At 72.2% G+C, this 13,179-nt stretch carries 15 protein-coding genes and 2 tRNA genes; 8 read left to right on the top strand and 9 right to left on the bottom strand.

All coding sequences use genetic code 11. The features are described 5' to 3' along the window. Window positions 1–80: 80 nt before the first annotated feature. The 4 genes from gltX (at window position 81) to FHX74_RS15355 (ending at window position 3,006) form a co-directional block, all read left to right on the top strand. A complete protein-coding gene (gene gltX, locus FHX74_RS15370) occupies window positions 81–1,625 on the top strand; it encodes a glutamate--tRNA ligase (RefSeq protein WP_456238309.1) in 1,545 nt (514 codons plus the stop codon). A 13-nt stretch (window positions 1,626–1,638) separates the two neighbouring features. Continuing rightward, window positions 1,639–2,721: a CPBP family intramembrane glutamic endopeptidase gene (locus tag FHX74_RS15365; RefSeq protein ID WP_182561082.1), complete on the top strand. Its 1,083-nt coding sequence runs from the start codon at window positions 1,639–1,641 to the stop codon at window positions 2,719–2,721. Between the two features lie 42 nt (window positions 2,722–2,763). Then, window positions 2,764–2,835 (top strand) — tRNA-Gln (locus FHX74_RS15360). A gap of 98 nt (window positions 2,836–2,933) precedes the next feature. Continuing rightward, window positions 2,934–3,006: transfer RNA gene (locus FHX74_RS15355), tRNA-Glu, on the top strand. 60 nt (window positions 3,007–3,066) lie between these two features. Here the strand turns inward: FHX74_RS15355 and FHX74_RS15350 are convergent. Both FHX74_RS15350 and FHX74_RS15345 read right to left on the bottom strand, forming a co-directional pair. Further along, window positions 3,067–3,369: a type II toxin-antitoxin system PemK/MazF family toxin gene (locus tag FHX74_RS15350; protein ID WP_182561081.1), complete on the bottom strand. Its 303-nt coding sequence runs from the start codon at window positions 3,367–3,369 to the stop codon at window positions 3,067–3,069. Beyond that, complete coding sequence (locus tag FHX74_RS15345; RefSeq protein WP_182561080.1) at window positions 3,366–3,611, bottom strand: hypothetical protein; 246 nt, start codon at window positions 3,609–3,611, stop codon at window positions 3,366–3,368. The genes FHX74_RS15350 and FHX74_RS15345 overlap by 4 nt, the downstream gene beginning before the upstream one ends. A gap of 105 nt (window positions 3,612–3,716) precedes the next feature. Between FHX74_RS15345 and FHX74_RS15340 the strand changes: the two genes are divergently transcribed. Next, window positions 3,717–4,106, top strand: coding sequence for a PPOX class F420-dependent oxidoreductase (locus tag FHX74_RS15340; RefSeq protein WP_220484053.1), 390 nt, complete (start codon window positions 3,717–3,719; stop codon window positions 4,104–4,106). Between the two features lie 9 nt (window positions 4,107–4,115). Here the strand turns inward: FHX74_RS15340 and FHX74_RS15335 are convergent, their stop codons facing one another. The 6 genes from FHX74_RS15335 to FHX74_RS15310 form a co-directional block, all read right to left on the bottom strand. After that, window positions 4,116–5,084, bottom strand: coding sequence for an aldo/keto reductase (locus FHX74_RS15335; RefSeq protein WP_182561078.1), 969 nt, complete (start codon window positions 5,082–5,084; stop codon window positions 4,116–4,118). 48 nt (window positions 5,085–5,132) lie between these two features. Then, window positions 5,133–5,459, bottom strand: coding sequence for an L-rhamnose mutarotase (locus tag FHX74_RS15330; RefSeq protein ID WP_182561077.1), 327 nt, complete (start codon window positions 5,457–5,459; stop codon window positions 5,133–5,135). Between the two features lie 7 nt (window positions 5,460–5,466). Beyond that, entirely contained in the window at window positions 5,467–6,240 is a 774-nt protein-coding gene (locus FHX74_RS15325) for an SDR family NAD(P)-dependent oxidoreductase (RefSeq protein WP_182561076.1), read from the bottom strand. Further along, window positions 6,240–7,064: a fumarylacetoacetate hydrolase family protein gene (locus tag FHX74_RS15320; protein ID WP_182561075.1), complete on the bottom strand. Its 825-nt coding sequence runs from the start codon at window positions 7,062–7,064 to the stop codon at window positions 6,240–6,242. The genes FHX74_RS15325 and FHX74_RS15320 overlap by 1 nt, the downstream gene beginning before the upstream one ends. Window positions 7,065–7,228: 164 nt before the next feature. Beyond that, the gene (locus FHX74_RS15315) at window positions 7,229–7,954 is read right to left on the bottom strand and encodes a FadR/GntR family transcriptional regulator (protein ID WP_182561074.1); all 726 of its coding nucleotides are present in this window, start codon (window positions 7,952–7,954) and stop codon (window positions 7,229–7,231) included. Between the two features lie 96 nt (window positions 7,955–8,050). Beyond that, a complete protein-coding gene (locus FHX74_RS15310; protein ID WP_182561073.1) occupies window positions 8,051–8,773 on the bottom strand; it encodes an IclR family transcriptional regulator in 723 nt (240 codons plus the stop codon). Between the two features lie 216 nt (window positions 8,774–8,989). Between FHX74_RS15310 and leuC the strand changes: the two genes are divergently transcribed. The 3 genes from leuC (at window position 8,990) to FHX74_RS15295 (ending at window position 12,123) form a co-directional block, all read left to right on the top strand. Then, complete coding sequence (gene leuC, locus FHX74_RS15305; RefSeq protein WP_182561072.1) at window positions 8,990–10,423, top strand: 3-isopropylmalate dehydratase large subunit; 1,434 nt, start codon at window positions 8,990–8,992, stop codon at window positions 10,421–10,423. Window positions 10,424–10,475: 52 nt separating this feature from the next. Beyond that, window positions 10,476–11,084, top strand: coding sequence for a 3-isopropylmalate dehydratase small subunit (leuD, locus tag FHX74_RS15300; protein ID WP_182561071.1), 609 nt, complete (start codon window positions 10,476–10,478; stop codon window positions 11,082–11,084). 292 nt (window positions 11,085–11,376) lie between these two features. Continuing rightward, complete coding sequence (locus FHX74_RS15295; protein ID WP_182561070.1) at window positions 11,377–12,123, top strand: HU family DNA-binding protein; 747 nt, start codon at window positions 11,377–11,379, stop codon at window positions 12,121–12,123. A gap of 92 nt (window positions 12,124–12,215) precedes the next feature. Here FHX74_RS15295 and FHX74_RS15290 read toward each other — a convergent pair whose 3' ends face one another. Further along, on the bottom strand, window positions 12,216–13,139 hold the full coding sequence (locus tag FHX74_RS15290) for a hypothetical protein (protein WP_220484051.1): 924 nt from the start codon (window positions 13,137–13,139) through the stop codon (window positions 12,216–12,218). Window positions 13,140–13,179: the final 40 nt, after the last annotated feature.

The raw sequence follows: 13,179 nt of genomic DNA, 5'->3' as shown, positions 1-13,179 counted from the left end.
GTTTCTCGGCCCGGGACGGTCCGAGGGGGCGCTGAAAGCGAGTCGGCCCGGCCGAGCCTCGGCTACTACAGTGGTCCGTCGTGACCGAGCCTGCCCCGACCATCGACGCCAGCGCCGCCCCCACCGATCTCGACGCGGTGCTCGGCGGCGTGGCCCCTGCCGACGTCCGGGTCCGGTTCCCCCCGTCGCCCACCGGGAACCTGCACGTCGGCAACGTCCGCAGCGCGCTGTTCAACTGGGCGTTCGCGCGGCACTTCGGCGGCACGATGGTGCTCCGCGTCGAGGACACCGACAAGGCCCGGAACACCGAGGACGGGCTGCAGAACCTGCTCGACTCGCTCTCCTGGCTCGGGCTCGACCCCGACGAGGGCCCGGTGCAGGGCGGCGACTACGGCCCGTACATCCAGTCGGAGCGCACGGCGATCCACACCGACGTGGTCGAGCGGCTGCTGGCCGCCGACCTCGCCTATCGCTGCTTCTGCACCCGCGAGGAGATCGAGGAGCGGGAGACGGCCCGGCCGCAGGGCGCGCCGTCGGGCTACGACGGGCACTGCCGGCACCTGCCCGCCGACGAGGTCGAGACCAAGCTGCGGGCGCACATCCCCGCGGTGATCCGGATGCGGGTCCGCGACGACTCGATCGCCTTCACCGACCTGGTCCGCGGCGAGGTGGTCTTCGAGGGCACCCACGTCCCGGACTACGTCATCGTCCGCACCAACGGCGAGCCGCTCTACACCCTGGTCAACCCGGTCGACGACGCGTTGATGCGGATCACCCACGTGCTCCGCGGCGAGGACCTGCTGCCCTCGACCCCGCGGCAGATCGTCATGTACGAGGCGCTGGCCCGGCTCGGGATCGGGAGCGGACGGGTGCCGGTGTTCGGTCACCTGCCGCTGGTCATGGGGGAGGGCAACCGGCGGCTGTCCAAGCGGGACAAGGGCTCCGGGCTGCTCGAGTACCGCCAGCAGGGCTACCTGCCCGAGGGGCTGCTCAACTACCTGGCGCTGCTGGGCTGGTCGATCGCCGAGGACCGCGACGTGTTCAGCCCCGACGAGCTGGCCGCCGCCTTCGACATCCGCCGGGTCAACCCGAACCCGGCGCGGTTCGACCCGAAGAAGTGCGAGGCGATCAACGCCGCGCACATCCGGCTGCTCCCGACGCCCGAGCTGACCACCCGGCTGATGCCCTACCTGGTGGACGCCGGGGTGGTGGCCGACCCGCCGACCCCGGCCCAGACCGAGCTGCTGGCCGCCGCGACGCCGCTGGTCCAGGAGCGGATCAACACCCTGGGCGACGCGGTCGACCTGCTGGCCTTCCTCTTCGTCGACGACGACGCCCTGGTGATCTCCGCGGACGCGGGGCTCAAGCCCGACGCCGAGCCGGTGCTCGCCGCGGCCGAGCAGGCGGTGGCCACGGTGGAGCCGTTCGACCACGCCGCGATCGAGGCGGCGCTGCGGGCGGCCCTCGTCGACGGGCTCGGGCTCAAGCCGCGGAACGCGTTCGGCCCCGTCCGGGCGGCGGTCAGCGGGCGGCGGATCTCGCCGCCGCTGTTCGAGTCGATCGAGCTGCTCGGCCGGGAGTCGGCGCTGACCCGGATCCGCGCGGCCCGCGCCGCGATCGGCTGAGCCGAGAGGTGCGATGAGCAAGAAGCGACGTCCGGGCTCGCGCCGGTCGGGCAACCCGGCTGCGCCGCCGCGTCCGACCAGCCGTGGGGGGAGTCAGGCCGCCCGGACGCCGTCGCCCGCACGGACGGCCGGTGCGGCGATCCCGGGTGAGGAGCTGCTCGGCAGCGAGCAGCAGCCGCCCGAGGGCGCGCTCTACCCGCAGGTGCTGCGGACCTCGGGGCGGGACTGGCGGCGGTCCATCGGGGGCCTGGCCCTGGCCCTGGCCTTCTACGCCATCCTGCCCGCGGTGATCATCCAGCTGGTCGTGCTGGTCAGCTTCGGTGTCGTCGACCTGGTCGCCGAGCCGCCGGCCTACCGGACCTTCTTCGCGCAGGCGATCGCCTTCGAGCGGCCCAGCGGGATGCTCGCCCAGAACCTGGCCATCGCCACGCTGATCCCGATCTCGATGTTCCTGGTGGGGTTCGTCCATCGGGTCCGGCCGCGTTGGCTGTCATCGGTCCGGCCCCGGCTCCGCTGGGGCTACCTGGCGCCGTGCCTGCTGGTGGCCCTGCTGGCCATCGGGGGGGTGACCGCGCTCACCCTGTTCGCCTCCGGCCCGACCGTGTTCCGGCCGCAGCCGGGCTTCGCCGGCTTCCTGGTGGTCATCCTGCTGACCTCGCCGGTCCAGGCGCTGGCCGAGGAGTACTTCTTCCGCGGCTACCTGCTCCAGGTCTTCGGCAGCCTGGTCGCCAACCCGTGGTTCGCGATCGTCGCCTCGTCGGTGGTGTTCGCGATCTTCCACGGCATCCAGAGCCCGGCCCTGTTCGTCGATCGGCTCGGCTTCGGCCTGCTGGCGGCGCTGCTGGTGCGGCTCACCGGGGGGCTGGAGGCCGGTATCGCGGCGCACGTGGTGAACAACGTGCTGGCCTTCACGCTGGCCGGGCTGACCGGCAGCATCGCGGCCGTGCACGCCATCTCCACGATCAGCTGGCTCAACGCGGCCGCCGACGTGGGCAGCTTCGCGCTGTTCGCGGCGCTGGCCTGGCTGGTCGGCCGGCGGATGGGGCTGCAGACCCGTGTCGGCGCCGGTTTGGGGACGGGCGGTCTCGTCCGGTAATGTTCAGCGTCGTTGCCCACGGCGTTCGCGCGCCGGTGGCGATGGGGTATGGGGTAATTGGCAGCCCGACTGATTCTGGTTCAGTTAGTCTAGGTTCGAGTCCTAGTACCCCAGCGACGGAAGCTCCTCCGCGCTGGCTGAGCACGATTTCGTGCCTCCCGGATGCAGTTGTTAGGCTTCCGCAGTCCGTCCGGGTGACCGGACGACGCTAGGGCCCCGTTGTGTAGCGGCCTAGCACGCTGCCCTCTCAAGGCAGTAGCGCGGGTTCGAATCCCGTCGGGGCTACCGAGTGAAACCTCTGGTCGGATCTCCGACCAGGGGTTTCGTGCGTCCGGGGGCAGTGGCTCAGACGGCGAGTCCCCAGCAGAACGCCAACGCCTCAACCAGTTCGTCCTCCTGGTCCTCGGAGATCACGCCGATCTCCCGGATCAGCGCGCCGACTGGCACGCTCGTGACCGTGTCGAGGTTGATCACCGAGTCGTGGTCGAGCCCGTTGCCCGGGCCGACCGGCACCTCGAAGCGCTTGTTCCGGACCGTCGAGGTGATCGGGGCGACGGTGACCGACGCGAGATAGCGCAGAGCCTCCTGGCGCGTCAGCAGGAGTGCGGGCCGGACCTCGTCGAGCTGGACCAGCCAGATGGGCCTCAATCCAAGCCCTGCAGCGTCCGGGCGGCGTTCCGAGCCAGCCAATCGGGATCGATGCCGATGTCACCGTCGTCGCCGGCGGCCAGCATCTCGTCCGCCTCTTGGCGGGCCTGCTCGGCGCGTTGCGCTCGGCGGATGAGTTTCGCGATGAAGGCCGAGCGGTTGCCGTGAGTGTCGAGGTAGGCGATCGCCTCGTGCGGGAGGCGGATGCTGATCTGCTGGGTCCTCGCGGTCGTGACGGCCATCGCTCAACCGTATCACCGGTGTGATGCATCCTCGCGGGTGTCGGGTGCTCGACCCCGGGAGAGGCCCCTGACGCTCCACCCGACCTGGCTGGGCAGACTGGGGTGGTGACCGACGACCTCCATGCGCTGCTCCGCGGCCGCGCGCTCTGCTTCATCGCGACGACCATGCCCGACGGGTCGCCCCAGCTCACCGAGACCTGGGCCGACACCGACGGCGAGCACGTGCTGATCAACACCGTCGCCGGGTTCCAGAAACTCCGCAACGTCGAGCGCGACCCGCGGGTCGCGGTGGCCGTCGCCGACCCCGAGCATCCGGTCCGCTACCTGCAGGTCCGCGGCCGGGTGGTCGAGACCCGCACCGACGGCGCGGCCGAGCACATCGAGGCGCTGGCGCAGAAGTACACCGGCGCCCCGTACGCCTGGTACGGGGGGCGCGACCAGCAGCGGGTGCTGCTGGTCATCGCCGTCGACAAGGTCTCCGGCGTCGGCTTCTGAGCCTCCCGGTCAGGCCGGGGCGACCACCTGGTCGAGCAGCGGCCACAGCGCGTCCGGGACCGGACGCTCGATCCGCTCGACGGCCGCGGCCACCTCGTCGGCGTTGCCGAGTCCGGCGACCACCGCCGCCACCGCCGGGTGCCGCAGCGGGGCCTGGAGCGCCGCCTGCGGCAGCTCTGCGCCGTGCTCGCGGCACAGCGCGGCCAGCCGGCGGGCCCGGCCGATCAGCTCGGGGGCGGCCCGGCTGTAGTCGAAGGTGGCGTCGTCGGCCACCTCGGTCCGCGCGAGCATGCCCGAGTTGAACGGCGCGGCCGACACCACGCTCACCCCGCGCTCGGCGCACCGGTCGACCAGCGACTCCGCGCTCCGGTCGAGCAGCGTCCACCGGCCGGCGACCATGATCACGTCGACGTCGGTCTCGGCCACGATCCGGGTCAGCGGCTCGACGTAGTTCATGCCGGCGCCGATCGCCCCGATGACGCCCTGGTCGCGGAGCTCGGCCAGCGCGGGCACGGCCTCGCCGACCGCCTGGTCCATGGAGTCCTCGGGGTCGTGGACGTAGACGATGTCGACCCGGTCGAGTCCGAGCCGCTCCAGGCTCGCCTCGAGGCTGCGACGGACCCCGTCGCGGCTGTAGTCGCGCACCCGGGTGAGGTCGTCGGGCAGGTCGAAGCCACCGCTCTCCAGGTCCGACCCGGTCCGCTCCGGGTTCGGGACCAGCAGGCGCCCGACCTTGGTCGAGATCACGAACGAGTCCCGGGGCAGCGTCGACAACACCGCCCCGAGCCGCCGTTCGGACAGTCCCAGACCGTAGTGCGGGGCGGTGTCGAAGTAGCCGATCCCGGCCTCGGCGGCCGCGCGCACCGCACGCTCGGCAGTCTCGGGATCGACCGCGGAGTAGAGGTTGGCGATCGGGGCGGCCCCGAAGCCGAGCTCGGTGACCTCGACAGCGGTCCGGCCCAGCCGGTGTCGTCTCACCGGAGCCGTCCGGACCGACCGCAGCCGGCCGCCCACGCGGCGCGGACCTCAGTCAAGGTGGAAGACCTCCTCGGTCGGTGCCCACCACTCGCCGTCGGCCGCGCTCTCCACCGGCTGCTGGCACGGGTCGGTGAGCTTCCACCACCGCTGGGTGTCGGGGTCCGCGGCGATCAGCGCGGAGTCGGCCGCGTAGTCGTCACCGTCGTACTCGAGGTAGGAGAACAACAGACCGTCGCGCAGGAAGATCGAGTAGTTGCTCATCTTGGCGCGCTTGAGGGTGGCCAGCACCTCGGGCCAGACCGCGGCGTGCAGCTCGCGGTACTCGGCCTCCTTCTCGGGACGCAGTCTGATGACGGTGGCGATCCGCTGGGTCACGACGCCCTCACTTCCTCAGCCGGAGGCCCTGCATGCCGCCGTCGACGGCGAGCGAGGTGCCGGTGGTGGAGCCGGACGCCGGCGAGGCCAGGAAGACGATCGCCGCGGCGACCTCCTCGGCCGAGACCAGCCGGCCGTGCGGCTGACGGGCCTCGAGCGCGGTCCGCTCGGCGGCCGGGTCGTCGGCCCGGTCGAGCAGCCGGCCGATCCACGGGGTGTCGGCGGTGCCCGGGTTCACCGTGTTGACCCGGATGCCGTCGGCGACGAGGTCGGCGGCCATCGCCTGGCTCAGCGAGAGCACGGCACCCTTGCTGGCCGAGTAGAGCACCCGCTGCGGGAGCCCGGCGGTGGCGGCGATCGAGCAGGTGTTGACGATCGCGCCGTGGTCGGACCGGCGGAGCGCGGGCAGCGCGGCGCGGGTCACCCGCACCATGCCGATCACGTTGACGTCGAGCACCCGGCGCCACTCGTCGTCGTCGTTGTCCTCGACCCCACCCTGGGCGCCGATGCCGGCGTTGTTGACCAGGATGTCCAGCCCGCCGAGCGCACCGACCGCCTGCTCGACGCCGGCCCGCACGGCCGCGTCGTCGGTGATGTCGGCGGAGGCGAAGCCGGCCAGCTCGACGCCCTCGGGCGCGCTCGGCGCCGCATCGATCACCGCCACGCTCGCGCCCTGCCAGAGCAGCTCGCGGGCGGTGGCCAGCCCGATGCCCGACGCGCCGCCGGTGACCAGGGCCCGGAGCCCGTCCAGCGGCCGATTTCCCTGTGTTGCTTGACTCATCACGCCGCTCCGAACGTCTGTCGCTGCTTGCCGAGACCGTCGATCTCGAGCTCCACCACGTCGCCCGCCCGCAGGTAGGGCTTGTCCGGCTGGCCGAGCGCGACCCCGGCCGGGGTGCCGGTGTTGATCACGTCGCCGGGTCGCAGCACCATGAACTGGCTGAGGTACCAGACCAGGTGCGCGACCCCGAAGATCATGTCGGCGGTGGTGCCGTTCTGCCACTGCTTGCCGTTGACCCAGAGCCGGAGCCCGAGCTGCTGCGGGTCCGCGACCTCGTCGGCGGTCAGCAGCCACGGCCCGAACGGGTTGAAGGTCTCGCAGTTCTTGCCCTTGTCCCACTGGCCGCCGCGCTCGATCTGGAACTCGCGCTCGGAGACGTCGTTGCTCACCGCGTAGCCGAGCACGTGGTCGAGGGCCTGCTCGGGGGAGTCGAGATAGCGCGCCTCGCGCCCGATCACCACGGCCAGCTCGACCTCCCAGTCGGTCTTGGTCGACTTCCGCGGGATCAGCACCTCGTCGTCGGGACCGACCACGGTGTCCGGGGTCTTGAGGAAGACGATCGGCTCGCCCGGGATCTCCGCCTTGGTCTCGGCGGCGTGGTCGCGGTAGTTGAGCCCGATGCAGACGATCTTGCCGATCCGTCCGAGCGGCGGGCCGAACCGGTCGACCTGCTCGATCACCGGCAGGTCGTCGAGTGCGGGACGGTCGAGCGCGGTGCGCAACGCGAGGTCCGCGTCGTCGCCCTCGATCAGGTGCCAGATGCCGTCGGAGCCGGCGGCGACCACCTGCTCCTGCCCGGCTGGTCCGACCCGTGCGATCCTCATCGATCCCTCCTCGTCCGCGACCGCCCGGTGGGGCCGCTGTGCGGCCATGACCCTATCAAGCTCGGATGTTTGCCGACCGGTCGGCCGGGGTCGTGAGCGGTCGAGGCACGCAAGGGTCGATCCACGAGGGGACAGAGGTCGGATGTCTCGGGTTCCGGCGGCGCTCAGTCCTCGTCGTCGGCGGGCAGCGAGCGCCGGATCCAGTCCTCCACCCCGGCGACGTGGACGGTCGACCAGGACCGCGCGACGTCCGGACGCCGGTCGATGATCGCCTGGGCGATCGCCCGGTGCTCCTGCAGGGTCCGCCGGGTGGCGTCGGTGTCGGTCAGGCCCCGCCAGATCCGCGCCCGCTGGGTCCGGCTGGAGAGCCCCTCGAGCAGCGAGCACAGCACGGGGTTGCCGGTCGCCTCGGCGATCCGGCGGTGGAACTCGATGTCGTTGGCCACCAGCGCGTCGACGTCCGGCGCCGGAGCGGCGGGGTCGGCCGCCGGGTGGTCGGCGGACGGGTCCACGTCGTCGAGCAGCCGGAGCAGGCCGCGGGCCTCGTCGGGGTGCATCTGCACCGCCGCCTTCTCGGCGGCGATCGGTTCGAGAGCCCGGCGGACCTCGAACAGGTGCAGGACGCTGGCGTCGACGTGCAGGTCGAGGACGAAGCCCATGACCTCCATCAGGATCTCCGGCCGCAGGCTGGTCACGTAGGTGCCGTCTCCCTGCCGGACGTCGAGGATCCGCACCAGCGACAGCGCCCGGACGGCCTCGCGGAGCGAGCTGCGCGAGATCCCCAGCTCGTCGGCGAGCTCACTCTCCTTGGGCAGCCGCGATCCCGGCTGCAGCCGCCCGTCGATGATCATCTGTTTGATCTTGTCGATGGCGACGTCGGTGAGGGACACGCTGAGAGGATAGGACCGAACGCCGGTGCCGGCCGACGGTTTACCGGCGCCGGCAATCCGGCCGGACCGCGGTGGGTGACCGGACCGGCCGCAGGGTCACTCGCCGCCGGTGCGGCGCAGCACCTCGGTGAGCCTCTCGGCGGCGGCGATCACGGCCGGAGCGTGCAGCCGGCCGGGCTGGCGGGACAGCCGCTCGATCGGTCCGGAGACGCTGACCGCGGCGATCACCTTGCCCGAGGGGGAGCGGACCGGCGCCGACACCGACGCGACGCCCGGCTCGCGCTCGCCGACCGAGTGGGCCCAGCCGCGGCGCCGGACCGCGGCCAGGGCGACCGCGGAGAACCGCGAACCGCGCAGCCCGCGCTGCATCCGGTCGGGCTCCTCCCAGGCGAGCAGCACCTGGGCGGCCGAGCCGGCGGTCATGGTCAGCTGGGTGCCGACCGGGACCGAGTCGCGCAGCCCCGAGGTGCGTTCGGCGGTGGCCACGCAGATCCGGTAGTCGCCCTGCCGGCGGAACATCTGTGCCGACTCCCCGGTGATGTCGCGGAGCCGTGCCAGCACCGGGCCGGCTGTGGCCAGCAGCCGGTCCTCACCGGCGGCCGAGGCCAGCTCGCCGAGCCGGGGCCCGAGGATGAACCGTCCCTGCAGGTCGCGGCTGACCAGCCGGTGGTGCTCGAGGGCAACCGCGAGCCGGTGCGCGGTCGGTCGGGCGAGCCCGGTGGCCGACACCAGACCGGCCAGAGTCGTCGGTCCGGTCTCGAGCGCACCGAGCACGAGGGCGGCTTTGTCGAGGACGCCCACACCGCTAGAGTTGTCCATGCCTTGATATTGCCGTCTCGGATGCTGATATGGCAAATCCGCGGCAGCCGTGGCGAGCAGAGTTCCGGGCCGTCGGTCGAGACGGCGCAGCCCTCCAGTCCACGGGGCAGGCCGACTCCCCGCCGTCCGCGTCACCGCGAGCCGTGCTCCGGGACGCGCGACCGGCCGGGACCACGGCAGGACAACAGATCACCGAGGGAAGAGGTTCGAGGGACGATGGCGAGCACCGCTGGCCGCACGCTGAGCGAGAAGATCTGGGACGCGCACGTCGTGCCCGGCGCCGAGGGTGGCGCCGAGGGTGCGGGGCACGGTGCGCCCGACCTGCTCTACATCGACCTGCACCTGGTGCACGAGGTCACCAGCCCGCAGGCGTTCGACGGCCTCCGGCAGGCCGGTCGGCCGGTGCGCCGGCCCGACCTGACGCTGGCCACCGAGGACCACAACACCCCGACCGTCGACATCGACAAGCCGATCGCCGACCCGGTGTCGCGGACCCAGGTGGAGACCCTGCGTCGCAACGCCGAGGAGTTCGGCATCCGCATCCACAGCCTCGGTGACCTCGACCAGGGGATCGTCCACATCATCGGCCCGCAGCTGGGGCTGACCCAGCCGGGACTGACCGTGGTCTGCGGCGACTCGCACACCTCGACCCACGGGGCGTTCGGGGCGATCGCCTTCGGGATCGGCACCTCCGAAGTCGAGCACGTGCTCGCCACCCAGACGCTGCCGCAGGCCCGGCCGAAGACCATGGCGGTCAACGTCACCGGTGAGCTGCCGGCCGGCGTCACCGCCAAGGACATCGTGCTCGCGCTGATCGCGCAGGTCGGCACCGGCGGCGGCCAGGGCCACATCGTCGAGTACCGCGGGCCGGCCATCGAGGCGCTCTCGATGGAGGGCCGGATGACCATCTGCAACATGAGCATCGAGTGGGGGGCGAAGGCCGGGCTGATCGCGCCGGACGAGACCACCTTCGCCTACCTCGAAGGACGTCCGCACGCGCCTCAGGGTGCCGACTGGGACGCGGCCGTCGACTACTGGCGCACCCTGCGCACCGACGACGACGCCGTCTTCGACCGCGAGGTCGAGCTCGACGCCTCGACCCTGACGCCCTTCGTCACCTGGGGGACGAATCCCGGCCAGGGCGTCCCGCTCGGGTCCTCGGTGCCCAACCCGGACAGCTTCATCGACGAGTCCGACCGGGTCGCCGCGACCAACGCCCTGCGCTACATGGGGCTCGAGGCCGGCACGCCGATGCGCCGGATCGCCGTGGACACGGTGTTCCTGGGCTCCTGCACCAACGGCCGGATCGAGGACCTGCGGGCCGCGGCCGACGTGATCAAGGGCCACCAGGTGGCCGACAGCGTCCGGATGCTCGTGGTGCCAGGGTCGGCGCGGGTGCGGCTCCAGGCCGAGGCCGAGGGGCTCGACATCGTCTTCAAGGAGGCCGGTGCCGAGTGGCGGGCCGCGGGGTGCTCGATGTGTCTGGGCATGAACCCCGACCAGCTCGCTCCCGGCGAGCGCAGCGCCTCGACCTCCAACCGCAACTTCGAGGGACGACAGGGCAAGGGCGGCCGGACCCACCTGGTCTCGCCGCTGGTCGCCGCGGCCACCGCGGTGAAGGGCACGCTGGCCGCGCCCGCCGACCTCTGACCGCCCGATCCCAGCGTTCCCACACCCAGCAGGAACTGATCAGGAGCTGATCATGGACAAGTTCACCACCCACACCGGGACCGGGCTGCCGCTGCGGCGCAGCAACGTCGACACCGACCAGATCATCCCGGCCGTCTACCTCAAGCGGGTGACCAAGAGCGGTTTCGAGGACGGGCTGTTCGCCGCCTGGCGCAACGACCCGGACTTCGTGCTCAACCAGCCGGAGTTCCGGCAGGCGACGATCTTGGTCCCCGGCCCGGACTTCGGCACCGGCTCCTCCCGCGAGCACGCCGTCTGGGCGCTGCAGAACTACGGCTTCAAGGTGGTCATCGGCTCGCGGTTCGGCGACATCTTCCGCGGCAACTCGGGCAAGGCCGGGCTGCTGATCGCGGTGGTCACCCAGGACGTGGTCGAGCAGCTCTGGAAGCTGATCGAGACCAACCCGGCCACCGAGATCACCGTCGACCTGGCCGAGCGCCGGATCCTCGCCGGCGGGGAGATCGACGTGATCTTCGACATCGACGACTACACCCGGTGGCGGCTGCTCGAGGGCCTCGACGACATCGGCCTGACCCTGCGGCGGGCCGAGGACATCGACGCCTACGAGGCTGGACGCCCGGCCTTCAAGCCCCGGACGCTGCCGGCGCACACCGCCTCCTGATCCCGGCCGGGATCCGTCGTCCCCGACCGTGCGAGCGAGCGGCTGACCGCGGAAGGGGACGACGCCCGGACGGTGCAGCAGACCGCAGCGCGGGACCCAGGAGTTCGGAATCCCACGTCTGCGGCCGATCTCGTCCCGAATTCGCCGAAATCGGTTGATTTCGTCGGCGTGGCGCGCTTGCGGTGATTGTTCGGACGCCCTTGTTTGCCTAGCGTTGGGCGCGTGGTCGCAGGTTGCGGCTGCCGCGATGCCTGACAGGCTTGCTGAGATTGCGTTCGTGAGAAGGGGAGCAGTGAACAAGGCTGAGTTGATCGAGGCGCTGTCGGGTTACTACGACGGCAGCAAAGCCCAGGCGGCCAAGGCCCTCAACGCCGTCACCGAGACGATCACCCACCAGACCGCCCGGGGCGAGAAGGTCTCGATCACCGGCTTCGGGGTGTTCGAGAAGGTCCACCGCTCGGCCCGGATGGTGCGCAACCCCCGGACCGGGGAACGCAAGCGGGCCAAGGCGACCTCGGTGCCGCGGTTCCGCGCGGGCACCGACCTCAAGGCCTTCGTCTCCGGCGAGAAGAAGGTGCCGCGGGCCACCAAGAAGGCGCCTGCCCCGACGACCGCCGCCAAGACCACCGCCACCAAGAGTGCGGCGACCAAGACCGCGACGCCGGCCAAGACCACGGCCACCAAGGCGACCCCGGCCAAGACCACCGCCACCCGGACCGCGGCCAAGGCGACCCCCGCGAAGACCACGGCGGCGAAGAAGACCGCGACCAAGGCGACCCCGGCCAAGACCAGCGCGGCCAAGACCACCGCGACCAAGGCGCCGGCGCGCAAGACCGCGACCAAGGCGACCCCGGCCAAGACCACGGCGGCCAAGAGCACCGCCAAGGCCCCGGCGCGCAAGACGGCCACCAAGACCAGCCCGGCGCAGACCACCGCGGCGAAGAAGACGACCGCCACCAAGGCCAGCCCGGCCAAGAAGACCGCGACCAAGGCCACGCCGGCCAAGACCACCGCGAAGCGCACCGCGCGCAAGAGCTGACCTGCTTCTCGCTCAGCCCGGGCCGTTCGGCCCGGGCTGAGTCGCGTCCGGGCCGGGTTCGCGTCCTGGAAGGAACGCGGGTTCGGGTCGGGTCACCACCAGGTGGCCAGCACCCGGTCGCCGCTGATCACCGCGTCGAGCCGCTGTCCCGGACGCAGCACCCGGCTGCCGTCCGGGTGCGCGGTCGCCGGCAGCGGGAGCCGGTGACCACCGGCAGTGATCACCGCCAGCCCCGGGTCGTCGGCGGTCCAGGGTCGGTCGTCGTGCGCGCGGGGTTCGGCGACGGTCACCGGTTCCCAGCGGCCGAGGTCCCCGCTGTCGGGGTCGACCAGTGCGCGGGTCGCCGGGCCGAGACCGAGGGCGGCCGCCTCGCGCAGGTCGGTCGCGGTGTCGACGTCGCGGCGCAGCGTCGGCCGCGGCCGGTCCAGCACCGGCACCAGGGCTCGTGCGCCGCTGGCCGCGTGCGCTTCGGCCGAGCGTCCCTGGAAGCGTGGGTCCAGGGGGATCGCGACGGCGACCAGCAGCGAGGTGCCGACGCCCGAGGCGTCCGCGACGAACCCGCGCCCGGTCCCGAGGGCGTCGCTGTCGCTCGACGCCGCCTCCGCTGACCCGAGGGCCGCGGTGATCGCCGCCGTGAGGTCGTCGGGTCGCAACGTCGGCAGGTCGCCGACACCGGCCACCACCACGTCGCAGCCCTGCTCGCGGAGCCAGTGGTCACCCTGGGCGAAGGCAGGGTTGAGCCCGTTGTCGGTCTCGGGCCGGATCGCCACCGTGTCGGGGATCCCGGCCCTGCGCAGCAGCGTCCGGAGCGCCGGTTGGTCGCTGACCACCACGGTGAGGTCGGCCACCGCGGCGTGCGCGGCCAGGGTGTCGACGAACATCGCCAGCGCGAGCCGGCGGCGCAACGGTGCCGGCAGGTCGAGCCGGCTCTTGGCCTCGGTCAGCGGCTTGAGCGCCAGGACGGATCCGACCTGCGGCCGGCCGACCGGACGCTGATCATGCCCCGGGCTCGCCACCCGCCGATCCTCTCAGAGCACCGCGGCTGGGGGCCCGCCG

This window comes from Microlunatus kandeliicorticis, assembly GCF_014137855.1.
GTDB classification, from domain to species: Bacteria; Actinomycetota; Actinomycetes; order Propionibacteriales; family Propionibacteriaceae; genus Microlunatus; species Microlunatus kandeliicorticis.
The sequence above is the reverse complement of the archived record's forward strand: the minus strand, read 5'-3'. Positions and strand labels throughout refer to the sequence as shown.